Raw genomic sequence first — 24,194 nt, 5'->3', positions numbered from 1 at the left:
TCGGCCTCTTGGCGGGGGCGAAGAAAAACCAACAGTTCTGCTGCCTGAACTGGAAAGGCAGCCGGTAGAGCCAGCAACTTTCCCTTACCCGGACCCAACGCACGCTGGCATACAATCAGCCGGATTGCTCTTGCGTGACGCGCTCATGTTAAAGCTACGGGCTGGTGCCGGCCCCTTCCGCAGTTTCGGGAACATTGCTATTGAGCCGAGGGCTTACCAGCTAGTGCCATTGATGGTGGCGCTCAAACATCAAGTTGTTCGCCTTCTGATCGCCGACGACGTAGGGATTGGTAAAACCATCGAAGCGGGGCTCATAGCCCGCGAGCTAATGGATCGCGGTGAAATACATCGACTCGCGGTTCTGTGTCCGCCCCACCTTTGCGAACAGTGGCAGAGGGAGCTCAGCAACCGCTTCCACATTCAGGCCGAGATCGTCCGTTCAAGCACTGCCGCTCGATTGGAGCGTGGCCTACCTGCAGGTACGTCGATCTTTACCGAACATCCGTTCACCGTCGTATCCCTGGACTACATCAAAAGCAAAAATCGCCGGGATGCGTTTGCCGAACAATGTCCTGAGTTCATAGTCGTAGATGAGGCCCACACATGCTCTCGCACTGGCCAAGGCCGGCAGCAAAGATACGAGCTTCTACGTGATTTGGCAGACAATCCGGAACGACACTTGTTAATGCTGACTGCCACACCCCATAGTGGCGACGAAGAAGCTTTCTACAACTTGCTTTCCTTGCTGAACACAGATTTTGCCAAGCTCAAAGACATTACCAATGCCCAACACCCTTTGCGCCAGAAACTGGCAGACCACTTTGTTCAGCGCCGGCGAGAGGACATCAAAGAATGGCAAGAAGGAAGCCTGTTCCCTGAACGCCTGACTGCAGAAGTTACCTATAAGCTTTCTGGTGAATGGGCTGACATTTTCCAGGAGGTGCTGAACTATGCCCGAGAGCTGGTCGAGCGGGAAGAAGAAGGCACCTTGAGGGCCCGTATGAACTGGTGGGCCGCGCTTGCTTTACTTCGATGCATCTCCTCTTCACCCCAGGCCGCCATCCGCGCTCTAAACACCAGGATTGATAACGCGTTTGGTGATGACGAAACAGAATTGACCGAATTACAGCAAGCGGAAGTACTTGAAACCCAGGGCACCACCACAGTGCTGGATGGCGGTGAAGATCTGGACAGCGCTGATGACGTAGAACCTGGCGCCGCAGTTACCGAAGACCTGGCCAGGCTGGAGGCACTTGTCGATCGGGCCCGAGCCCTTAGATCAAACAACGACCCGAAACTCAAAGCACTAAGCAAACAACTAAAACCAATGCTGGAAGAAGGCTACAATCCGGTCGTTTTTTGTCGCTACATTGCGACAGCAGAGTATCTTGCCGACCAACTGAAAAGCACCTTCAAAGACCGCAATGTCATCTACGTAACTGGCAACCTGACGCCGGCGGAGCGCCAAGAAAAAGTCGAAGCTCTCAAGGATAGCGACAAACCTCCACTGATGGTCGCGACTGACTGTCTTTCCGAAGGGATCAACCTGCAAGAGCAATTCACTGCCGTTGTACATTATGACCTGAGTTGGAACCCCACCCGGCATGAACAGCGGGAAGGCCGGGTAGACCGCTTCGGGCAGCAGGCAGATAAGGTCAAAACCCTCATGTTGTACGGGGAAGACAATCCCATCGATGGTGCAGTTCTCCAGGTCATCATCCGTAAGGCGGACAACATCCGCAAAGCACTAGGGGTATCGGTGCCGGCGCCCGAAAACGAACAACGCTATATGCAAGCCATCCTCAACACAGTGCTTCTGCGTAATCAAGGCATGCCTTCAACCGGGGACCTGTTTGCCGATGACGAAGAGCTTCAGCAACTGGAAATCGAATGGGAATCCGCTCGGGAAAAAGCTCGCCGCAACCGCACCATCTTTGCTCAAAACCGGCTTAAACCGGAATCCGTGATGCCAGAATGGCAAAAAGCGTTTGCCGTACTGGGCACTAACGAAGATGTGGAGCGTTTTGTTCGTAATGGTATGGAACGACTTGGCGCCCCCCTGCTCCCACAGTCCAATGGAACATGGCAGGCACCCTTGGCGCACCTCCCCCTTACTCTGAAAGAACGGCTCGATACCGCCCGATTGATGCATCTACGCACAATGGACTTCATTTACCCCACACGGGGACGGGCCGAGTTTATTCATCGCACCCACCCCTTGGTCAGCCACCTAGCGGATTACTTGTCGGAACTTGCCATGGCTGGCGAAGAAACCCAAATCGTCGCCCGTGCTGGAGCTATCTTCACCAGGGAAGTTGAAATCCGAACGACCATATATTTGTTGCGATTGCGCAGTCGTCTGACCATTCGCCGCACCCAGAACGATATGACACGAGCTCAAGAAATGCTGGCCGAAGAAGCACTAGCCGTTATGGTAAACCGGCAGGGCGAGCCGGAGCTGCTTGAAAAGGCAGATATGCTCCGGCTGATGCAACTGCCTGTGAGCAAGAATATGGCGGATGAGGCCCGCACTCGTGAGCTAAGTCGAGCCGTTGATGCCCTGCAGCAACTAACACCTCGATTCGATGCCATTGCCCACCAACGCGCTGAGGCCGTTCTGGCCGACCACCGGCGCACCCGGGAGGCCGCCGATGCCAGGGGAACCTACAGCGTACAACCTCAGCTTCCGGTGGACGTGATGGGCATATACGTATTGGTACCAGACGCAGGCCTGCTCTAACACAGCACTCACTTGGCACATAAGAGAAGAAGTAAGGAAGACGATCCATGGCAAGCGCAACACAACAAGCCTTTGAGTCTATTCGTATTGTAGGTGGGCTGCTGGGTACCAAAATTCTACATGATGTGCGGCAATTCAGCCTGCCTGGTCAGGACCGTCAAGCTTACGGCGTGGAGCCAGGTCTTACCTTTAACGATGAGATAGGCCGCTACTGGATCATTGCCCGTGGCCGCTGGCGAGAATTTCAACAAAAGAGTCTGCGTGAGGATATCACCAAGAAAAGTGTTACCGTTAACGATTGGCTGGTCCCTCTTCTGACCCGTGTTCTCGGCTATGAGATACACCCCTGCCAGCAGAAGAGAATAATTGGTGAGCGGGAGTTCCCGATCAGCCATGAATCCTTTTCCGGTGCCGTTCCCATGGTTCTCTGTGGGTCAGATATAGACCTGGATACAAGCGATCCCCTGTTCGGCCAGGAAGGTCGTAAACGCACTCCGATGGGGTTGGCACAGGAATACCTCAACGCACAGGATGACAGCCTTTGGGCCGTTGTAAGTAACGGGCAAGTATTACGTCTCCTCAGAGACAACCCGGCGATGACTCGCCCGGCCTATTTGGAAGTGGACTTCGCAAGACTTTTTGAGGAAGACAACTACGCTGACTTTGCTACCCTCTGGCTTCTATTACACTCCAGCCGCCTCGCGCCGCAGGAAAACCTATCGGAACGTTGCTGGCTGGAACAATGGCGGGAAAAGGGACATGACGAAGGCGAGCGCGCTCTTGACAAGCTGCGGTATGGCGTAGCCGATGCCCTACGGCAACTAGGCACCGGCTTTCTTGCACATCCAGCTAATACTGATTTGCGACACAAACTCAGCGCAAACGAATTGAGTACAGAAGCCTACTTTCAGCAGGTGTTGCGTCTGGTTTATCGTTTTCTGTTCCTGCTTACCGCCGAAGACCGGGGTATCGCATTGCTGCCCGCCAAACACGAGGACCACGATTACCGATCTGCAAGAGCGCTTTACGAGACCGGCTATTCCATTTCCACACTTCGGGATAAAGCCCGCCAGCGCCGGCATTACGATCATCATACCGATGCGTGGGAATTGCTTGGCGTAACCTTCGAAGGATACGCGAAAGGCCAGCCTCTACTCGCCCAACCAGCACTTGGTGGGCTATTCGCGCAAGACCAGTGCGAAGATTTGACGAACAGCCGGATCGAGAACCGGTACGTGTACAGTGCCGTGTTCAACCTCTGCTATTTTGAGCACAAGGGCATACTCGCAAGAATCAATTACCGGGATATGGACACAGAAGAATTCGGCTCGGTTTACGAATCCCTTCTAGAGCTGATTCCCCAACTCCATACCGAAGGCCAATGGCGCTTCAGTTTCATCGGTGATGCCGAAGACGAGGCCGCCGCTTCCGGCCATAGTCGAAAACTGACCGGTTCCTATTACACCCCAAATTCTTTGGTGCAGGAGCTGATTAAATCCGCTCTGGAGCCTGTAATCCAAGATCGATTGGAGACAAATCCCCAGAACCCGCGGGAAGCCCTGCTCGGAATTACCGTATGTGACCCAGCGTGCGGCAGCGGTCACTTTTTGCTGGCTGCGGCAAGACGGCTTGCTACAGAGCTAGCTCAAATCGACGCTGGATCTGACCAAGCCACCGAAAACCACTATCGCCACGCTCTGCGGGATGTAGTTCAGCATTGTATTTATGGCGTAGACATCAATCCACTAGCTGTTGAGCTTTGCAAAACCGGGTTATGGCTTGAATCTCTTGAACCCGGAAAACCGCTGACTTTTCTTAACGCACATATCCGGTGCGGGAACTCTCTGATGGGAGTTATTTCGCAATCCTCCTTTGACAAGGGAATTCCCGATGATGCCTATAACAGTAACAATGATGACCAAAAAGTTTGCACACAACTAAAAAAGCAAAACCGTTCACTAGACGACCTAGCAGGCACACAGTATTCTCTTATTTCTAGCAACAAAGATCTTTATAAGGAAATACCGGAACCAAGGTATAATGACCTTCCTGAAGACTCCTTAATACAAGTTGAAAAAAAGATCAACGTCTGGAAGCAATATGAACACAGCGAAAGCATTCTCAGACTATCGCTTGCGGAAGATTTATATTGTGCCGCATTCACAATTCAGAAAACTCCAGATTTCTATGCAAAAATACCAAAAAATGAGCATCTATTACTATTAAAGGAGGGACTTTCGGTCGACCAAGGTGTCTTGAAAGCGACACAGCTTGAGGCTAACAGGTTTAAGTTTTTCCACTGGAATATTAGCTTTCCAGAGGTATTCTCTAATGGGGGATTCGATGTAATATTAGGAAACCCGCCATGGGATGTGTGTCAATTTAAGGACGATGACTTTTTTTCGCGTTACACACCGCAGTATTTTGGTCTCGACAGTGATCAGAGAGAGGCTGCTGTTGAAGATATACGGAAAGACAATCCTAATCTTTACGATATTTATTTTGAAATGATGGACCACTCTGCACGAAAGAATTTTTTCTATAAAAACTCGGGGAACTTCCCGTTAGCGTCATCTGGGCGAATGAATTTATATACACTTTTTTCTGAATTATCTGAATCAATTAAAAACGAATCCGGTCGATCTGGAATTATTGTTGAAAGTGGAATTGCAACATCCTCAAGTGCAAAAAAATTCTTTGAATTCTTGGTTGACCAGAAGCGTCTAGTGAAATTTGTCGACTTTGAAAACCGTAAAGGAATATTCCCATCGATCCACAAAAGTTATAAGTTCTGCCTTCTTACAACGGCCCGATACTCAAAAAATACAGAGCTTTTTTTATTTTGTGAGGATGTCACAGACACAAATAATCCAAAAAAGTCGATAAAGCTCTCTCCTAGCGAGATTGTTGTCCTTAATCCCAACACAAAAAATCTTCCGGTATTCAGAACCCAGTACGATGCAGACCTTACCACCAAAATATATAATTCAATCCCAGTTTTGAACAATGAATCTAACAAAAGCCCCAGGAACGCCTGGAATCTTAATATAAAAAGAATATTTAACATTGGCATACCTAAAGTAAAGAGACTATGCACGCCGGCAACCAAGAGAGAAGATCACCACTTACGGGTTTATGAATCAAAAATGATTCATCAGTTTGACTCTAAATTTGGAAACTATAATAGCGGTGAAATTTCCAAAACCACTATAGCAGAGAAGAAAAATGATTCTGAGACCTTATCTAGAAACTATATAGAAAAGTCTGAGATTGATGGTGCTTTTTCAAGATATTCATGGGATAGGAACTGGGCTTTATGTTGGAGGGATATCTGTCGATCCAACGACGAAAGAACTTTTATATCAACAATTATTCCAAGATCCGCTAGCGATTTTACATTGCGGGTTGGATTCCTTCCAGAAGAGAATATTGAAAAGACTTGTTGCCTGTTGGGCAACTTTAACTCGTTAGTCTGTGACTTTATCACGCGCCAAAAGATTGGAGGCACCCACCTTTCAGATTATATAACCAACCAAGTTGCGATTCTGCCTCCCTCTTCTTATCGAGAAGAGGACCAAGAGTTTATAAACAAGCGTGTTATAGAACTAGTCTACTGCTTCGAAGAGCTTCGACCTTTTGCTGAAGATATGGGATACACCGGAAATCCATTCCCCTTCGATATCAACCGGCGCCACATACTTCAGTGTGAGCTGGATGCTTACTACGCCAAGCTCTACGGGCTCACGAAGGATGAACTTCGTTACATTCTAGACCCGTCAGAAGTGATGGGAGACGAATTCCCATCGGAAACTTTTAGGGTTCTAAAAAAGAATGAAATTCGGGAGTTTGGGGAATATCGCACCCAGCGGTTGGTGCTGGAGGCTTGGGATAAAATTCAGAATGGCACGTTAGATACGACGACCGACCGAAAACACAGCGTTCAGCGCCGGTCGACTCCTATGTTGACTTATCACGCCGATACAACGCCGTGTTGTGAGGAGGAAGAGTGGCTGGCTGGGGTAATATGCGATCTTTTGTTGATCGATGGGAAGCTTGATCTCGCGGGCCTTCGAATGCGGCTTACTATCCCCTTAAGCGGAAGGTTGGAAGAACAACGAGTGCGGTGGTGTTCCCAGGAACGGCTTGAACGACTGCCCCGCGTCTACGACTGGCTTATCGAGTTGTTCAAATTGCATAGGGGTGAAGCGATTGAGATAAACTCAGATAGTGAGGGACTAAAAGCTATTCTTGGCAATGAAATTACACGAGACCTAGCCCAAGCTATATCGCAGGCCTTCGCCGAACAGCAGGGTGTGCTAGATACACTTCTGTCTGAGGATGAATCTCATATTCAATCTTCAGAGGCGAAAGACAAACAAGCCTGAGGTTCACCAGATGACTGCAAAAGCTGATGACAAAACAAATGAGGCAACGGCGCCCCTGCTATGGATTGAGAAGGTGTGGTTACTGGACTCGCTAGATACTTTGATCCCTATCCGGGAGATACCGCTGAAAAGAGGTTTGAATCTGGTGCTCTCTGAACCCGGGGAGTCAAACTCAGGCCACGGTGTCGGCAAAACGGCTTTCTGTCAATTATTGCGTTTTGTCCTGGACGATCCTCATTGGGACAGGGGAACACCCCTACGCGAGGAGCTGCGCTATGCCATGCCCGATGGCGCAGTATCGGCGGTAGTCCACGTCGGCAACGAATGCTGGACGGTCTTGAAGCCCTGGAAACACCAGAAACACTATCGGGCCTCCAAGTCTGGTAATTGGCAGCAGCTAGCTCAGAACGAAGTGACCAATGAGTATGCTCAGTATCAGGGAGCCATCGAGCGGCAATTGGTAAACAGACTTCCAGTAAAAAGCTTCCCGGAATCCAATCAGACCATAAAGTGGCACCAAGTGCTGGCCTGGCTCACACGGGATCAAGGTAGCCGATACCAGAGTTATTACCACTGGCGAAAAGAAGGAACTGGCTTTTCACTCCCAGCTCAATCCCCTGCTCTTCTGGTCCGTATTATCCTTGGTTTATTAAATGACGCGTCCGTTCATCGCCAGCTAAGTAGTTGCAAGCAAGAAGTAAAGTCCCTCGAAAAGCAGGTGGCTGATCTTGAACGCAGACCAAGGGACCTAATGGATCATGTAAAACATCAGCTGTCTCAAGCTATGGGTGTTGAACAAGGTTCTCCTTTCTTTTCTGAAAATCTACTGGAGCCAGATTCGCTCAGCAAGCTTGCAACACAACGCATATCTAAGTGCCGCTCTGATCTAGAATATTCCCGATCACAGCAAAAAAAACAAGATGACCGGCGTCTCGAAATCCTCTCACAGACAGTCAAAGACCGAGATTCCTGCCGTTGGTTAAATAACGAGATCGCACGAATCGATGCAACGATTGAGGGAAACGTTCAGGAGATCGAGAGATTGCAGCGTGAACCTGATGCATTGCAGAGCCGTCTTCACCAGTATTGTGATCACGCAGGTTTACTTCTGGCCGACTGCTCGCATGTGTGCGATAGAATCAACTCGATCAGCATTGATAGCACTCGGACACGGAAATTGCGAAAAGAAGAAGTTGATCGACTTCAGGAACGGCGACAACAGTGTGAAAAGCGCCTCACCCAGCTCCAACAAAACTTAAATCCCTACGAGACCGAATTGGCGAGCATTGCCCTGAAAATACAGGAACTTTATGATCAACAGTTAGAACAATTATCGTTTCAGCGTCAGCTGGAGGAAGCGGTCAAAAATTATGAGTTTTATTCTGGAATCGCTGCCAATCCTAATCAGTGGGAAACTCTGAAATCTGTCAGAGAACAGCGAACAGCGGCTAGTCAAGAGGCTGACCGCCTCGCGATTCAAATTCAGCAAGAAAATGATCGCTACTCAAATCGCCGAAAGCTGATTAACGATCAGATGCACAACTTTGCGCAGTTTCTCGGTGAGGATGCCTGGGGTGCTTTCGATGAGGACAAGTTCGATAACCACCCATTTCGTATAGGTCCGGTTCACTCGGTCACTTTCGGAGTCATAGAGACCCTGGCGGGCGATATTGTGTGTCTTCTAGACAGCATTAATTCTGGGAGCCACCACCCTGGTTTCCTCTTGCACGACTCCCCTCGCGAAGCAGAAATGAGCGAGCGGCTGTTTTGGGCAATGCTTGGCCAGATTGCTCCACAAGAAAATCCCGGCTTTCAGTACATCATTACAACGTCAACGCGGGCGCCTGAGCAATTTCGTTCAGCAATACGCTTGAGATTGAGTGGACACACAGAAAAGGAATACCTGTTCAAACGAAAGATAGGCGCTGAACAACGGCCCTTGTCGTGATTCGAGCTGTAGAGGTCGTATTTTTATCGAACGCAGAAATGATCGATTCAGTTTTTAGCAAATCGGCGGACTTGATTTCGCGAGAGGTGTCGGTGAATCTCGCTGACTAGCCCCAAAGAACTGCATGGCGGTCCGTCCAAATGGTCGCCTTGGGAAAACTCAAATAAGAAATAAGGAACGGCTGTAGTGAGCTTACAAGACCATCTCACCATTTTGGCAGAAGACACCCTCGATATTTTTTCACGGGTTGAGGCAGCAGCGAAAGAGAAAATCGCAACTACAACGGAGGTTGGCACTAGCGCACTCGCGCATACCAACACGTTTACTGGGACCAAAACTAATCAAACCCTCGACAAAATAAACAGTGAAGCAAGGGACGGTTATTATCGGCTTACCAGAGAACCGGCCATCGCTCGCATTCTACTTGAGGATGATAAAGGTGAACAAAAAACGGTTTATGTAGCTAGAAAATATCAGGTTTCCCTCGGTGAACGCGGAAACCTAGCAAGCTACAACGCACCTATGGGGCGCCTAGCATCTCTGCCAGTTGGTGACTCTGCGTCGGTCAATGGTACTGAATACACGGTACTCGAAACCTGCCAGCTTCACCCCTCACAAGTAGCCGGAGAGTGGGATTCGAAAGATTCACGATTCGACCACGAGGATCTCGGTCAGCAAAGCATAAGCTCCCTTCGCGCCTTACTCCGAGGAATCGATAGCACGGCTGCTGATGACTTTGAGGCTATGCTGGCTGGTGGAGAGGCTGAAGAGGTCATTAGGAAGGGATTGGCACATGAGATTCGCCGCACCATGGGCTTAAGAGATCAGCCAATTCTGGACCAATTTCAGGATGAAATCTTTCGGCTGCCCCTGAACCACAGGCTTATGATCATGGGGCCGCCAGGTACCGGCAAAACCACGACACTAATCAAACGGCTAAGCCAGAAGCTGGATAGCCAGTTCTTGGACGACTCAGAAAAACAGTACGCCTTGCCTGATGCTGCGGGTCGTGAGCACAGCAAAAGCTGGATCATGTTTACGCCAACGGACTTGCTCAAGGCATATCTTAAAGAGGCCTTTGCTCGGGAGGATGTGCCCGTCACGAACGATGATATCGTGACATGGGAGAACTACAGCCGAAAGCTGAGCAGACAAAACCTCGGCTTACTTCAATCCTCCACAAGTTCAGGCAAATTCATCCTCAAAAGCGGTTTAGACTGCGTGAAAATGAGTGTAATTGAAGCGCCCTCACATTGGTACGAAGCATTTCGCGACCACCATTTTTCCAGGCTCTTTACTCAGCTTTCAGAGAGCCTCACAATTCTTGGAAACGCTGAGCAACGCGTGAAACCAGAGCTTTTAAGCTCTCTGCGTAATGCGTTGCCACCAAACAACCCCAAACTGCTTCTGACCGTTTTGAGGGAATTGGTTCGCCTCGAACCAACCATACAAGAGGCCCTCCAGGCGCTTAACCAAGAATCCGAGAAGCAACTCAAAGAACTCGGTTTAAAGCAATACACGGAGGATAAGCGATTTTTCCAGGATCTAGCGACCTTTGTCGACAAGATGGATATCGATGAAGAAGAAGACGAGGACGACGCAACTTTTGATGGCGAAGAGGAATCTGATGAGGTTGACGAAATTCCAACGTCTAAAACTGATAACAAGCAGGCCTTTGATATCTATAAAAAGGCTATCAGATCCCTCGCTCGGTCCCGTTACCAGAAGAAAACACTACCGAAGCGTGGCAGGACGTACTCAATCATCAATTGGCTTGGGGACCGCATTCCTACCGACGAAGAGCTACAGATGGTTGGCGAGCGAGCCGCTATTCGAAATGCTCTCAATCGGTTTAACCGCGCATACCGACGCTACACACTGGACGTGCCGGCGAGTTACAAGGCATTTCGTAAGGCGTCGCTTTCAAAAGATATGTTCTATGAGCGCGCCCCGGAGAAAGTGAAGCACCTCTCTCAATACGAGCTGGATGCCGTAGTGCTATTGACGTTGGAGACAGCTCGATCCCTGCTAACAGATCCGATTATCTCCCGAAGCAACAATGGCTCCCAGCCCACTGCCCTCCAGAACTACTCGACCATGTTTCTAAATCAGGTTTTCGTTGACGAGGCTACTGATTTCTCCGCTATCCAGTTAGCTGCCATGCGGAACCTGTCTAGCCTGAATGCTCAGTCCTTTTTCGCTTGTGGTGATCTTAACCAGCGGATCACGGGCACTGGTCTCCGCTCGCAGGAGCAATTGAAATGGGTTTCCCCAGATATCATCGTAAAAAAGATTAAGTCGGTCTACCGGCAAAGCCTGAGACTGAACCGCCTTGCCAGCGAGCTATTGGCCCTCAGCGGCGGTGATCTCTCAGCCCTCGGGGAGTTACCCCCAACGGTTGGACATGAAGGTCTCAAACCAGCATTGGTCGAGCGATGCTGCAATCTAGAGGACGTCAGCAATTGGTTAGCAGACCGTATAAGAGAGATAGAGCATCTTTCTCCTCCCCTGCCGACAACAGCGGTACTCGTTCAAAGCGAAGAGCTCGTTGGGCCTATGGCTGAAGCTCTTAATCAGCGTTTAGAGAACTACAATCTTCGCGCAGATGCGTGTCGCGACGGGAAGTCCTTGGGTGAAGGGAACAACGTGCGCGTTTTCTCAATTGAGCATATTAAAGGGCTTGAGTTCGAGGCAGTGTTTTTTGTCAGTGTTGATGAGCTTGCAAAACAAAAGCCGGACCTTTTCGATAAGTACCTCTACGTTGGCATGACGAGAGCGGCAACGTATTTGGGGATGACATCCAACGGAGATCTGCCGGAACCACTTAATCGGCTAAGGAACGAGTTTGTTCAGAATTGGATGTAACTCGGATGTCCTCTTAACAGGTAGATCTTAAAAATGTGTAACGACCATACAAATAAAATTTCTAGGAGTACCCCACCATGGCTCGATTCCAGGGAGACAAGGCTTCCTCGGCCCTATACGGAGCTGCTGACACCTGGTTAGACCGCAGCCTGGCAAAAGGTCAATCCATATTTTCAGATAATACTATCTGGACATTGGATAACATCCAGGCCCTAGAAACCTGGTTCACCAACAACCCAGACGTAGGTGAAGGTGACTTCTTCGAAAAGCTCGAAGTCCAGCTTTCTGAATGCGAAGCGAAAGTTAAACAGCTTGCCGCTGAGATGTTATGGCTAATGCTACTTTGCCCGATGAACATCGGGCCGGCCAAAAAGCGTGGATCTGTTCTTCGCGTATGGAGCTGGTCCGGGACACAGCTTTCCGCCGAACACCCTTTACTTTCGGACAGTACGCTAACCGGTGTCGGTAACGCTGGTACCAGTTTCAACACTAATCGCTGGCGGGAGCTGGCGTATTGTATCGACGTGTTCAAACGTGCATTCCAGATCGCTCCCAACGAAAGGAAGGATTTATTCGGCGAATACCAACAGTTGGCCGACTGGTTGGGACAAATTCCTGAAAGCGAGCGACGGCAGCTTAGGCACATGCTCCTGCACATGCTTCACCCCGATCGTGTGGAGCGCATTTTCAGTAGCGGAGAGCGCCAAGCAATCGTTCGGCAATTCACGGGCAAACCCGCCAAGATTGTAAAAAAGCTAACAGCGGCAGAGATTGATCAACAGATCTACGAAATTCGACAGGAAAAGGAAGCAGAATTTGGCTCAAAGGATCTCGACTTCTATCAGTCTCCGTTGAAAGAACTATGGAAGGATCAGTCGAGCCGAAGCTGGTTATTCGCCTGGAATCCAAATAGCTGGAACTGGGACAATCTTCCTGATCATATTGCGCAAACCCGTGATGGGCAGGCCGTGGTGATGAGATGGAGTTGCTCTAACCAAAGCGTGGCATCCGGTGACCGCGCTTGGGTAATCCGTCTTGGTGAGGAGCCAAAAGGAATTATGGCTACCGGCAATGTTGTCTCCGAACCATACGAGGCAGACCACTATGAGCAAAATCGTGCCGAGCAAGGGCACACTTGTTTGTATGTGGACATTGAGTTGACCTCGGTTCGCGACGTCTTCAAAGATCCTTTCATAACCATGGCAGAGTTGGGCACGATCACCATTGACCAACAACAATGGTCTCCTCAGAGTTCAGGTAGCGAAGTCAAATCCCGCAGTGCCGGCTTACTCGACAAACTCTGGCAGTCTAAACCAGTTAATGGGGCAGTAAATCTCAAGCATGGCCAGCCCAAACGAGTTGTCGCGGAGCCGATTAACAAAATCCTCTACGGGCCACCAGGAACGGGCAAAACCTACACGCTCAACAAACTGAAAGAGAAATACATCGTAAAGCAGGCATCTATCTCGCACGAGCAATGGCTCTCAGAACAGCTGAAGTCAGTGAATTGGTTCGACGTTGTATTTATGTGCCTATGTGACCTTGGTAGGTCTGCCAAGGTTAAAGAAATCGAAGCCCACCCATTTTTTGTACAAAAAGCCAAGGCAGTAGGACGAAAACAACACCTTAAGGCACAGATCTGGGCCACCCTCCAGTCCCACACGATCGAATCGTCTACGTCAGTAAAGTACAAGAACCGAGTCTCTCCACTAGTATTCGACAAGGATTCTGATAGCCGCTGGTTTCTGGCCGGGAATTGGCAAGAAGACTGTGAGGACCTTATTCAACAAGCGGCAACGCTCAGGGAAGGGGCGCCAAAACAAGCGGACCAGACTCACTACGCTTTCGTTACTTTTCACCAAGCATACAGCTATGAGGATTTTGTGGAAGGCATTCGGCCGGCTCAGGATGTTGAGACGGATGAGCTCGTATACAGAGTCGAGCCCGGGGTTTTTAGACAAATCTGTCAAGATGCCCAAAACGCTCCAGAAACCCGGTTTGCGCTTTTCATTGATGAAATCAACCGTGGCAACATAGCCAAGATTTTCGGGGAACTGATCACCTTGATTGAGCCCGATAAACGTGCCGTCTACGACGAGGAGGCACGATTGTCTGCGGGCATGGAGTTAACACTGCCCTACTCTCGTGAGCGATTTGGCGTCCCAAAAAATCTCGACATCTACGGCACGATGAATACTGCCGATCGCTCAATAGCGCTGCTCGATACAGCGCTTCGCCGACGATTCCGATTTGAAGAGCTGATGCCTAACGCAAAGGTCATTTCTGGATCTCGCGGTGACGGGTATATAGAGGATGGAGAGGGAGGCCTAATCGATCTTCGGAGGCTGTTGGAGACCATCAATCGCCGGATCCGGTTTCTGTTGAATCGTGATCTCACTCTCGGCCATGCCTATCTGCATGGCGTGAAAGACTTCAAAACCTTGAGGGATATCCTCCTTAACCAGCTCATACCTTTGCTACAAGAGTACTTCTACAACGACTGGCATCGAATTCAACTCGTTTTCCGGGATGTAGAACAAGATAATCGGCCAGTCGAGCCGCAGATAATTGAACATGAGGTTCTCAAAACGACGGATATTCTTGGCTTCGATCACGACGACTTTGAAGACTTGCTTGACTATCGAGTAGCGACGCCAGAAAAGGTCACCCCCGACGCGATCCGAAAGATTTATGAGCCACAAGAGTAAATCCTATGGCTGAGGTCCTGACTTGCCTAGAACATGAGGTGATCCCAATTAGGCCTTCACGGAGCCCGGGAGACGTCTCAATAACAGCTACTCAGGCGGCTCAGTTGAGCAGGGCAAAAGGGATCCCAGCAGATGCATTTCGCTGGGGCCACCAAACAGTTCAATGGCGACAATTCTGTGGGGTTGTTCAACTTGAGGGACTGACGCTCGAAATCCTTCCAAAGATCTATGGCAAAGAAGCTCAGCCTGGGTCTTGTCGAGCAACCCTGATTAGAATGCTCCGTAAAGCCGGTCTAATGAAGGTTCACCGAGGAGCCGGAGCTTCAATCAAAGTTCAGGAACACTCATTGCTCGATATTTTTATTCAGGAGTTCTGCCTATTGGTCCGAGAACAGAACCTTATCGGCAAGCCGCGCGACTACCAGCAATTTGAGGATAATCTGGGTGTCGTCAAGGGAAGGCTGCTGGTTAATCAGCAACTACGCCAGAATCTGGCTCATCGCGAACGCCTCTACTGTCAGTATGATGAGCTAACGGATGACATAGCCATTAACCAGATAATCAAGTTCACTCTTCATTTGTTGCTTCCTCAGTGTCGGTCCAATGTTTCTCGGAAGGCCGTTACTGAACTTCTGATGCAGCATGATGGCATTGCAGATAACCGTTTCATTTCGTCAGACCTCGACAGCATTCATCTCAACCGGACCAACCGGCGCTATGCGTCTATTCTCGACTGGTGTCGCCTGTTTTTGGACGCGAGAAGCCCTGACGTGTCTGCGGGGAACCACGCTCTGTTATCAATACTGTTCGATATGAATGTACTTTTCGAGCGATGGCTCGCGGCAGCATTACGCCCCGTTGCTCATCAAGCAGGACTTACTGTTCGGGAGCAACAACCCCGTAAATACATGGCCTACCGCCCAGATGTAGATCGAAAAGTCTTCCAAACTAAACCAGACATCAGTTTGATCGACCGTAACAAGAACGTAGTGATGGTGCTCGACGCAAAGTGGAAGCTACTCGATCACGATGACGCCAAGCTTGGCATCGCTCAGCAGGATCTTTATCAGCTTTCGGCCTACGGGAATCTCTACGGTATCTCAGAGCTGGCTCTGCTCTACCCTATGCAAAGCCGGCTAGCGCGCCATTACCCAATGCAGCTCAACGGATACCAGAGGTTGCACCTAGGCGTTTTTTGTATTGATGTCGAGGAAGGCCTCAGCAATATGATGGAGGACACCGTCAGCTCTTTGACTGCCACCGACTGGTAAAAGCTCGTTCCCCGCTCCCGAACAGACTACCCAAAATGTGTTCTCATACGGCCCAGTTGATCCGCTTATGTCGTTAGTCAACGCAGGATTCCGGCGGACCTCGCTACGGCGCCATGCAGGGTCAACCCCTTGAAGCTTTCGTCCGTGAGCCAGGTCCTCGGTGCGAATCCGCTCTGACCGGATCAGCAGCCCCTGGAAGAGCAACAGGAACTGGCCTTGCCCGACACCCACGACAACATCCGTGGCCCTGCCTACTACCACTGAAGGATCTCTGACATGCTGAAACATCCCACACTGGACAAGCTCCACGCCCTCAAACTGACCGGCATGGCCGCCGCCCTGGCGGATCAGTCGGCTACGCCTGACATCACCGATCTGAGCTTCGAGGAACGCCTCGGGCTGCTCGTGGACCGGGAAATGACCGAGCGGGACAACCGGCGCATGAGCAGCCGGTTACGCCGGGCTAGGCTGCGGCACACGGCTATCCTCGAAGACATCGATTACCGGAACTCACGTGGCCTGGATAAAGGACTGGTTCAATCACTGGCCAGTTGCCAATGGGTGAAAGAGCACCTGAACGTGCTCATTACCGGCCCCACCGGAGTCGGCAAAACCTGGCTGGCCTGTGCTCTGGCACACAAGGCCTGCCGGGAGGGCTACACCGCCCAGTACGTCCGCCTGACCCGGCTGTTGCGGGAGCTGACCATTGCCAAGGGCGACGGCCAATACTCAAAACTCCTGACGAACCTGGCCAAGGTCGACGTGCTGATCCTGGATGACTGGGGGCTGATGAAGCTGAGCGCGGAGAACCGAAGGGACTTGCTGGAGGTGCTGGAAGATCGACATGGCCGGCGCTCCACCATCGCCACTGGCCAATTACCCATCGAGGAATGGCATGGCGTAATCGGTGACGCCACCCTCGCAGACGCCATTCTGGACCGGCTCGTTCACAACGCTTACAAGATCAATCTCCGGGGCGAGTCCATGCGAAAACAGCAGGCAAAGTTGACGAGCACTGAGCCTTCGGAGTAAGAAGAGAAACCCCGCGTCGCTACGCTCCGATGGGTGGCAGCCTTGCTCCGGTCCGGGTGGCAGGCTTCACATGGAATGGGTGGCAACCTTCAGCGGTTTACGCACCTGAAAATTTGAAGATTTCCGAAAAACCGCGCGGTGTCGCCTATCTGTCAGCCGAATTCATTTTCCTGATAGGGAAATCTTTTTAATCGCAATACATCTTCAAAAGTCCATGGGCTTATAGCCCCGGCCATATCAGCGAACCCTCTAACCCAGTGAGTTGGATCGTTCCTTAGGTCGCGGTTTATCCACTTGGTCAATCCATTTTTTAGATTCCGCGTCTAAATGCGGAATTTTTGAATTTAGAGCCAACTCATAGTGCTTCCATAGGAATAGGATTTAAGGCTCAGCACACCCACAAACCGATGGATCAATATAATGGAAAATGAGCAAAAAATCACCGCAATGGCCTCCGAATGCGCACCGTTTATCAACTTACCCGAGCCTTACCTTAAATTCATTTCTGAACTGAAACCTCGCCTCTCTGGAACGCAATTGCACTGGAGGCTGAAGGTGTCGTGACCGCTGCTAAGATGGAGTGGGCGCTTGATAACGCCATGAAAGCTGTTGAAGAAGCTAATGAGAGCGTTCTTCAACTGAGGCGGGACCTGCACGATCCGGAGCGTCGGGCTGCACTTGAAGAAGAGATTCGTCAGGAGCTTGCCGGGGATGAATCCTTCCTCGACGAGGTATCTGCCATGATTCGGGACAGGGATGGGAGTGCGCAATGAGTTTTGTGGACCGGGTCCTCGGTTTCAGTAAGAAGGTGATCCTGCTGAGTGAGAAGACTGAGCAGCTGAGTCAGAATGTGACCCAGATGTCGCAGGAGTACCGTGATCTGGACCGCCGCCTGCTCGTAGTGGAGACAATGTTGAAAATGTCCAGCCATTACCACGGTAGCCCACCACCGTACCCGCCGCATCCACCGCGACTGGATCGCGGCACGACTCACGACAATGACCCTGATCCTGACCCAGGCGAGTAAGCAGCTAGTTTAGTCCAACCCTATAGGGGCTGACTTCTATCGGCCGCCTTCTTCACCCCTGCTCTGAAACTCCACACCAAACCCAGTAAACCGCTAGCCAGTGCCCCCTGCTTTTCCAGATCTAGTGCAACGATGAAGAAAAATTCAGCAAAGCTGATCGAGCGGCAGCGGCCAATCTGACGAGTAATTGCGCTTTGTTCGTTTCATACAGCCAATGGAAAGCTTCACAGAAGGCAAAATATCGTTCTCAAGATACAGTGTTTAAGTCGTTGAAAGACCGTAAGTTCGCGAGATTCGCTTAAGACAAGCAAATTAGGCAAATTTTCCTGCACATTCACGCATATACATGACTTAAAAAGGAATTTTGACATGGTAGAGGTCCCCAGTTCGAATCTGGGTGGTCCTACCAATTCTGCAAGAAAGTCAGTTACTTACGCGCAACGTGAGAACTGGCTTTTTTTATGCCTGCGCGAACCGTCGCTGATTACCAGTCATCCTTTTCCTGTTTTTCCTTCTCTTCCAGCTCCGCTTGTCGTTTACGGATTTTTTCCAGCTTGTGTTCGGGAATTTTCATATTGCTGCTGTCTCTGAGTAGCAGAAGACTGCCGATAACCATGCCGAAGGCGAGCAGGATAAATATCCATCCTATTGCGGGCATCGTGTTCTCCTTATGCTGGATCTGTTTCCTGGGCAGCCAACCAAGCTGCCCCGCGCACGCCACTGGAATCGCCGTGTATCGCTGGCCGGACCCGGGTTGAGCATTCGCCACCGAAAACATACTGCGGCAGCCGCCCCGGCAAGGATTGGTAGAGTTCCGGCACGTTACTCATGCCTCCGCCCAACACAATCATGTCTGGGTCCAGAAGGTTGATAACCGCGGCCAGGCCCTTGGCCAGATGTTCAATATAGAGGTCCAGCGTCAAACGGCACTGGCGATCTCCGTTCCGTGCGCCGGCTACTATTTCCTGTGCCGAAGCCCCACTGCCCCATGATATCTGGTGGGTCAGGCTGAAGCCGGTACCCGACAGAAAGGTTTCGTTGCATCCACGTCGGCCACAAAAGCAAGGGCGATCATCCAGCTCTCCCTGCGGTGTCCAGGGCAACGGGTTATGCCCCCACTCACCGGCCACACCATTGGGGCCCGTCAACAGCCGTCGATCAATACTGATACCAGCACCACAACCGGTTCCCAGGATAGCCGCAAAAACCACCTCCACATTCTGACCTGCACCATCTGTGGCTTCCGATAATGCCAGGCAGTTGGCATCGTTGGTTAGGGCAACCGGTCGGCCGAGTAGCTGGCGAAGGTCATCCGCCATGGGCTTGCCATTGAGCCAGGTGGAATTGGCGTTCTTGATACGCCCGGTAACGCCAGATACCGTTCCCGGAATACCAATGCCTACCGGTAAGCCGCATTGGCTGGCATGCTGTTCAGCTCGTTCGATCAGTGATTTGATGGTAGCCAGGGTGGCCTGGTAGTCGCCGGCAGGCGTTGGCACCCGATGCCGAAAGTGTTCCTGGTGGTTCTCATCCAGCAGGATCACTTCCGTTTTGGTGCCTCCCAGATCAATACCGGTCAACCAGCGTTTGGACATTCGTAAAGATCGCCTTTGGTATCGGTTTGCTGCATAAACTGACTGCGCTTTTGGCTATAATCCCAGACTTTACCCATCCTAACCAGAGCGACCATCCCCGACCATGAGACGTACCCTGGACCTGAACGTTTCGGAATCCCAACTTGCCGTCGATGCACTCGCAGAGGCGTCGGGGCTCCCCAAACAGCGGATCAAGGATGCCATGGCCAAGGGTGCCTGCTGGTGGACCCAGAAGGGCAAGCAGGTTCGGTTGCGGAAAGCGAAGCGGGAGTTAAAGCCAGGCACCCGGATTCAACTGTTCTACGATGACCAGGTGCTGGGCCTCAAGCCGGACCAACCTGATCTGCTAGAAGACCTGGGGCGCTACAGCCTCTGGTACAAACCCCACGGCCTGTTAGCCCAGGGCTCACAATGGGGAGATCACTGCAGCCTGCTGCGCCTGGCAGAGGTTGCCCTGAGCAGGCCCTGTTTTCTGGTGCACCGCCTGGACGCCGATGCCGCCGGGCTGATGCTGGTAGCCCACGACAGTAAAGCAGCCGGAGCCCTGTCCCAACTGTTCTCCGGCCGCACCGTCACCAAAACCTACCGAGCGACAGTGACCGGCCAACTGAATGCGGATGACCTTGTCATCGACGCGCCACTCGACGGCAAGGAATCCCTGAGCCGCGTCACCACCCTGGCGATAGATCCCGAGGAAAACACCTCCGACGTACAGGTGCTTATCGAAACCGGGCGCAAACATCAGATTCGCCGGCATCTTGCAGGTATTGGCCACGCCATCGTCGGTGACAAGCTTTACGGCAGCCCCCACCCCTCCGGGCTTTGCCTGAAGGCCGTTCAGCTTCAGTTTGTTTGCCCACTGACCGGGAAAGCAAGAAACTTCAGCACCCCTTCGCAGGATATTAACTAACGCTGTTGGTTACAGCCCCCGCAAAACAATGTCAGCTTTCTATACATATCAGATGCGTCATATCTGGGCTTTTCACCCAGAACCTGAAGAATATCCCGACATCACAGCGCGTTAGGTCTGCGTTAAGCCTTGTGGCACATGCTATGCAAGGTTTACTGATGCCTGCATAGGTGTACCACTCGGGAGTCAGCCGATAAAGCAGTACGGTACGGATGCCCGCCTACAACACTCAGTCTGGATGAGGTAATGATAATGAAACTCAAGCGATTTCTTTCAGGTTTGATACTTTCGGCGGCGGCCGCTATCGCTCCGGTGCATGCCGCTCCAATCCTCAGCGATATTGTCTTTGTCGTTGACGAATCTGGTTCCATGGGAACTGTCCAGGCAAATCTACGGGACAACATCGGGTTGTTTGCCAGCATCCTCACCGGCACCGGGCAAGTCGACGCCCGCTACGGTCTGGTGGGTTACGGTGATAACGCTATTGTGCCGCGGATGGTGACGGACCTGACCGACCCAGCCACGTTTGCCACGGCTGCCCAGGGGCTGAAAATAAACGGCGGTATTGAACCCGGCTACACTGCCACCGCCTTTGCATTGAACGCATTGGATGGCCAGAGTGACCTGTTTTCATTCCGGAGTAATGCCGTCAAGAACATCATCATTCTGACGGATGAACCATCCAATGGTGATACAGCGGCTCGTGGTTCTGTGGGTGGCTCGGCGGTGACCAGTTCTGTGCTCGATGGGCTTCTGACGTCTAATAACGCGCTCTATAACGGGGTTCTTCGAAACACGTCCACTGAGAATTCTTACAGGACCTTGATCGAAGATCATGGCGGAACCGTGTTCAACCTGAACCTGTTCAACACTTCGGATCAAACGATCGTTCAGCAGTTCGTGACCGATTTCGCGAACAAGAAACTGCAGGAAACCCTGGACTTCTGCCAACTGAACCCCACTAACCCGGCCTGCCAGCCGTCCGCATCCGTACCGGAGCCATCTTCCCTGGCGCTGATTGGTCTGGGACTGTTGGGAATCTTTACACGTTATCGCAGGCGTCACGTGGCGCAAGTGGCGGTGTGAGTGCCTGAATAGCCGTGCACCAATGAAAAAAGCCAGCGTTTTGCGCTGGCTTTTTTTGTTCTGATGCTAACCCGGCTTCTACACCTTGTAGAAATCCCGATACCAGTCCACAAAGTTGGCGATGCCCTCTTCCACCGTGGTGTCGGGTTTGTAGCCAACGTCTGTGATCAGGTCATCCACATTGGCGTAGGTTGCCGGCACATCACCCGGCTGCAGTGGCAGCAGATTCTTCTCTGCTTTCTTACCCACACGCTCTTCAATGATTTCAATAAAGCGGGACAGCTCTACCGGGTTGTTACTGCCAATGTTGTAGATGCGGTAAGGGCCTTTGCCGGTGCCAGGGTCTGGCTTCTCGCCAGACCAGTCCGGGTTGGGTTCGGCCACATGGTCCAGGGTGCGAATTACACCTTCAACGATGTCGTCGATGTAGGTGAAATCGCGGCGGTGATGGCCATGGTTGAACACATCAATGGGCTCGCCAGCCAGGATCTTTTTGGTGAAGATAAACAGTGCCATGTCTGGCCGGCCCCACGGGCCGTAAACGGTAAAGAACCGCAGGCCGGTGGTGGGCAGGTTGTACAGGTGGCTGTAGGTGTGGGCCATCAGCTCGTTGGCTTTCTTCGACGCTGCGTACAGGCTGAGCGGGTGGTCAACGTTGTCATGCACTGAGAACGGCATGGTTTCGTTGGCGCCGTATACTGAACTGCTGGAGGCATACACCAGATGTTTCACATCGTTATGGCGACAGCCTTCGAGAATGTTCATGAAGCCAACCACGTTGGCGTCCACGTAGGCGTGGGGGTTTTCAAGGGAGTAACGGACGCCGGCCTGGGCTGCCAGGTGCACTACCCTCTCGGGTTTGTGCTCTCGGAACAAGGCTTCCATGGCGGCACGGTCGGCCACATCCTGGCGAATTTCCGTGAAACCGGGCTTGTTCACCAGCCGGGCCAGGCGCGCCTCTTTCAGGCTTACATCGTAGTAGTCGTTGACGTTGTCGACACCAATGACTTCGTCACCACGATCCAGCAAGCGATGCGCCAGGTGTGAGCCAATGAAACCGGCGGTGCCGGTAACCAGGATTTTCAAGAGTCCATCTCCCTGATCGGTTGGTTATTACTCAGAATCTCAGACCGGCACTGACAAAGGGGCCGCTGAGTTCTATATCCAGGTTGTCGTCGCCATCGTCATAATCGAGAGATATCTGGCGATAGCCTGCCCGCAACTGCAGCAGCGACATTTCATACTGGCCATACACGTTGAAGTCATAGACCGAGTCGCCATCGTAGGAAATGGCGTTGGCGTCGCCACCCACAGACACACCGGTGAAAGGCAGGTCAAAACGAGCGGCTACGTATACCAGGGGTAACACGGCGTCGGCCTTGGTTTCAGAGAACTGGCTGGTGTCGTTCCTGTTCTGAACAAGTAACTCGCCAGAGAAATCCCGAACGGTCAGGCCAAGATCCAGATTCACCCAGTTATCCAGGATTTCGTAGTACAGGGTCACGTCCAGCTGTTCCAGCTCCAGTTCGGAACGAACTGCACCAGAGACACCATCATAACCTGTGTTCAGCTGCCCATTACCACTCTGCTTCGTGCGGGTATAAGCCAGCCGTACATTTGGCAGCACCGGAACCGGGTGTTCGAAATACGCGGTGAGATTGGCGTTGGAATCGCTGCTGAGGTTGAGGTCCCGCTCCAGGTCTACCCGGTCGCTGCCTTTGGAAGCCTTGCCGGAATAGTCCGCATCCCAGTAGCCAACCGTGGCGCCTACGCCCAGGATATCGGCGGAGACCACTGGAGCCGCGACCATCATGGACGCGCCCATTGCCATCATTAATTTACGCATATCACACCCGTTTTTTGTCGGTTTTTTGTATTCAGTCGAACTGGATACCCAGACGACGCCCTACTTCTTCGTAGGTTTCGATCACTTCACCAAGGCCCTGGCGGAAGCGGTCTTTATCCATCTTTTTACGGGTTTCCTTATCCCAGATACGGCAGCCGTCCGGGCTGAATTCATCACCCAATACGATCTGGCCTTCGCTGCGACCAAACTCGAGTTTGTAGTCCACCAGCAACATGCCGGCGTCATCAAACAGGGCTTTGAGTACGTCATTCACCTTGTAGGTGAGTTCTTTCATGCGCGCCAGCTCTTCAGCACTGGCCCAGCCAAAGCTGACCGCCAGCGACTCATTGACCATGGGGTCGTGCAGGGCATCGTTCTTCAGGAACAGCTCGAAAGTGGGCGGGTTCAGTTCCTGGCCCTCTTCCACGCCCAGTCGACGGCACAGGCTGCCGGCCGAGATATTTCGAACCACGCACTCCACCGGAATCATATCGAGCTTTTTCACCAGGGATTCAGTGCCAGACAACAGGCCCTCGAAGTGGGTCGGAATGCCTGCTGCTTCGAGCTTGTCCATGATGAAGGCATTGAACTTGTTGTTCACCATGCCCTTTCGGTTCAGCTGTTCTTTCTTCTCGCCGTCAAAGGCTGAGGTGTCATCCCGGAACACCAGTACAAAACGGTTCGGGTCGTCAGTGCGGAATACCGATTTGGCTTTGCCCGCGTATAGCTCTTCGCGCTTTTCCATTTAGATCTCCAAAATCGGACAGCGGCCTTGCCGGCC

The 24,194-nt window shown here is 51.7% G+C and carries 16 protein-coding genes; 11 read left to right on the top strand and 5 right to left on the bottom strand.

The features are described from left to right. Positions 1-145 precede the first annotated feature (145 nt). The 9 genes from ACNSOI_RS09005 to ACNSOI_RS08965 all read left to right on the top strand — a co-directional run bounded on the left by ACNSOI_RS09005 (position 146) and on the right by ACNSOI_RS08965 (position 17,976). Positions 146-2,740 (top strand): helicase-related protein, encoded by a 2,595-nt coding sequence (locus ACNSOI_RS09005; RefSeq protein ID WP_420195610.1) that lies wholly within the window; start codon positions 146-148, stop codon positions 2,738-2,740. Positions 2,741-2,787: 47 nt separating this feature from the next. Beyond that, positions 2,788-7,125, top strand: a complete 4,338-nt coding sequence (locus ACNSOI_RS09000) for an Eco57I restriction-modification methylase domain-containing protein (RefSeq protein WP_420195609.1) — start codon at positions 2,788-2,790, stop codon at positions 7,123-7,125. A gap of 10 nt (positions 7,126-7,135) precedes the next feature. Further along, positions 7,136-9,073: a chromosome partitioning protein ParA gene (locus ACNSOI_RS08995; protein ID WP_420195608.1), complete on the top strand. Its 1,938-nt coding sequence runs from the start codon at positions 7,136-7,138 to the stop codon at positions 9,071-9,073. A 186-nt stretch (positions 9,074-9,259) separates the two neighbouring features. Next, a complete protein-coding gene (locus tag ACNSOI_RS08990; protein ID WP_420195607.1) occupies positions 9,260-11,938 on the top strand; it encodes an ATP-binding domain-containing protein in 2,679 nt (892 codons plus the stop codon). Positions 11,939-12,015: 77 nt separating this feature from the next. Further along, entirely contained in the window at positions 12,016-14,646 is a 2,631-nt protein-coding gene (locus ACNSOI_RS08985) for an AAA family ATPase (protein ID WP_420195606.1), read from the top strand. 104 nt (positions 14,647-14,750) lie between these two features. Beyond that, a complete protein-coding gene (locus ACNSOI_RS08980; RefSeq protein WP_420195605.1) occupies positions 14,751-15,917 on the top strand; it encodes an McrC family protein in 1,167 nt (388 codons plus the stop codon). 276 nt (positions 15,918-16,193) lie between these two features. Then, on the top strand, positions 16,194-16,949 hold the full coding sequence (istB, locus tag ACNSOI_RS08975; RefSeq protein ID WP_420195604.1) for an IS21-like element ISSpu5 family helper ATPase IstB: 756 nt from the start codon (positions 16,194-16,196) through the stop codon (positions 16,947-16,949). 560 nt (positions 16,950-17,509) lie between these two features. Next, positions 17,510-17,722 (top strand): hypothetical protein, encoded by a 213-nt coding sequence (locus tag ACNSOI_RS08970; protein ID WP_420195603.1) that lies wholly within the window; start codon positions 17,510-17,512, stop codon positions 17,720-17,722. After that, positions 17,719-17,976 carry a hypothetical protein gene (locus ACNSOI_RS08965; protein WP_420195602.1) on the top strand — a complete coding sequence of 86 codons (258 nt, stop codon included), beginning with the start codon at positions 17,719-17,721 and terminating at the stop codon, positions 17,974-17,976. The genes ACNSOI_RS08970 and ACNSOI_RS08965 overlap by 4 nt, the downstream gene beginning before the upstream one ends. A 484-nt stretch (positions 17,977-18,460) precedes the next feature. Here the strand turns inward: ACNSOI_RS08965 and ACNSOI_RS08960 are convergent, their stop codons facing one another. Then, positions 18,461-18,634, bottom strand: a complete 174-nt coding sequence (locus tag ACNSOI_RS08960) for a DUF2897 family protein (RefSeq protein ID WP_230712445.1) — start codon at positions 18,632-18,634, stop codon at positions 18,461-18,463. Between the two features lie 10 nt (positions 18,635-18,644). Next, positions 18,645-19,571, bottom strand: coding sequence for an ROK family protein (locus ACNSOI_RS08955; RefSeq protein ID WP_420195601.1), 927 nt, complete (start codon positions 19,569-19,571; stop codon positions 18,645-18,647). 103 nt (positions 19,572-19,674) lie between these two features. On the opposite strand from ACNSOI_RS08955, the gene ACNSOI_RS08950 reads away from it, so the two are divergent. Beyond that, positions 19,675-20,481, top strand: coding sequence for an RluA family pseudouridine synthase (locus ACNSOI_RS08950; RefSeq protein WP_106695606.1), 807 nt, complete (start codon positions 19,675-19,677; stop codon positions 20,479-20,481). Between the two features lie 252 nt (positions 20,482-20,733). Then, positions 20,734-21,567, top strand: a complete 834-nt coding sequence (locus ACNSOI_RS08945; RefSeq protein WP_208622844.1) for a vWA domain-containing protein — start codon at positions 20,734-20,736, stop codon at positions 21,565-21,567. A 78-nt stretch (positions 21,568-21,645) separates the two neighbouring features. On the opposite strand, the gene ACNSOI_RS08940 is transcribed toward ACNSOI_RS08945, so the two are convergent. The 3 genes from ACNSOI_RS08940 to purC are packed head-to-tail and all read right to left on the bottom strand — an operon-like array spanning position 21,646 to position 24,158. Beyond that, complete coding sequence (locus tag ACNSOI_RS08940) at positions 21,646-22,653, bottom strand: NAD-dependent epimerase (RefSeq protein WP_106695605.1); 1,008 nt, start codon at positions 22,651-22,653, stop codon at positions 21,646-21,648. Between the two features lie 31 nt (positions 22,654-22,684). After that, the gene (locus ACNSOI_RS08935) at positions 22,685-23,413 is read right to left on the bottom strand and encodes a TIGR04219 family outer membrane beta-barrel protein (protein ID WP_106695604.1); all 729 of its coding nucleotides are present in this window, start codon (positions 23,411-23,413) and stop codon (positions 22,685-22,687) included. 31 nt (positions 23,414-23,444) lie between these two features. Continuing rightward, a complete protein-coding gene (purC, locus tag ACNSOI_RS08930) occupies positions 23,445-24,158 on the bottom strand; it encodes a phosphoribosylaminoimidazolesuccinocarboxamide synthase (RefSeq protein WP_106695603.1) in 714 nt (237 codons plus the stop codon). Positions 24,159-24,194 lie beyond the last annotated feature (36 nt).

Origin of the sequence: Marinobacter sp. GH_1 (assembly GCF_048595985.1) — a bacterium.
Lineage (GTDB): Bacteria > Pseudomonadota > Gammaproteobacteria > Pseudomonadales > Oleiphilaceae > Marinobacter > Marinobacter shengliensis.
This window is presented reverse-complemented; position numbering and strand designations above follow the sequence as displayed.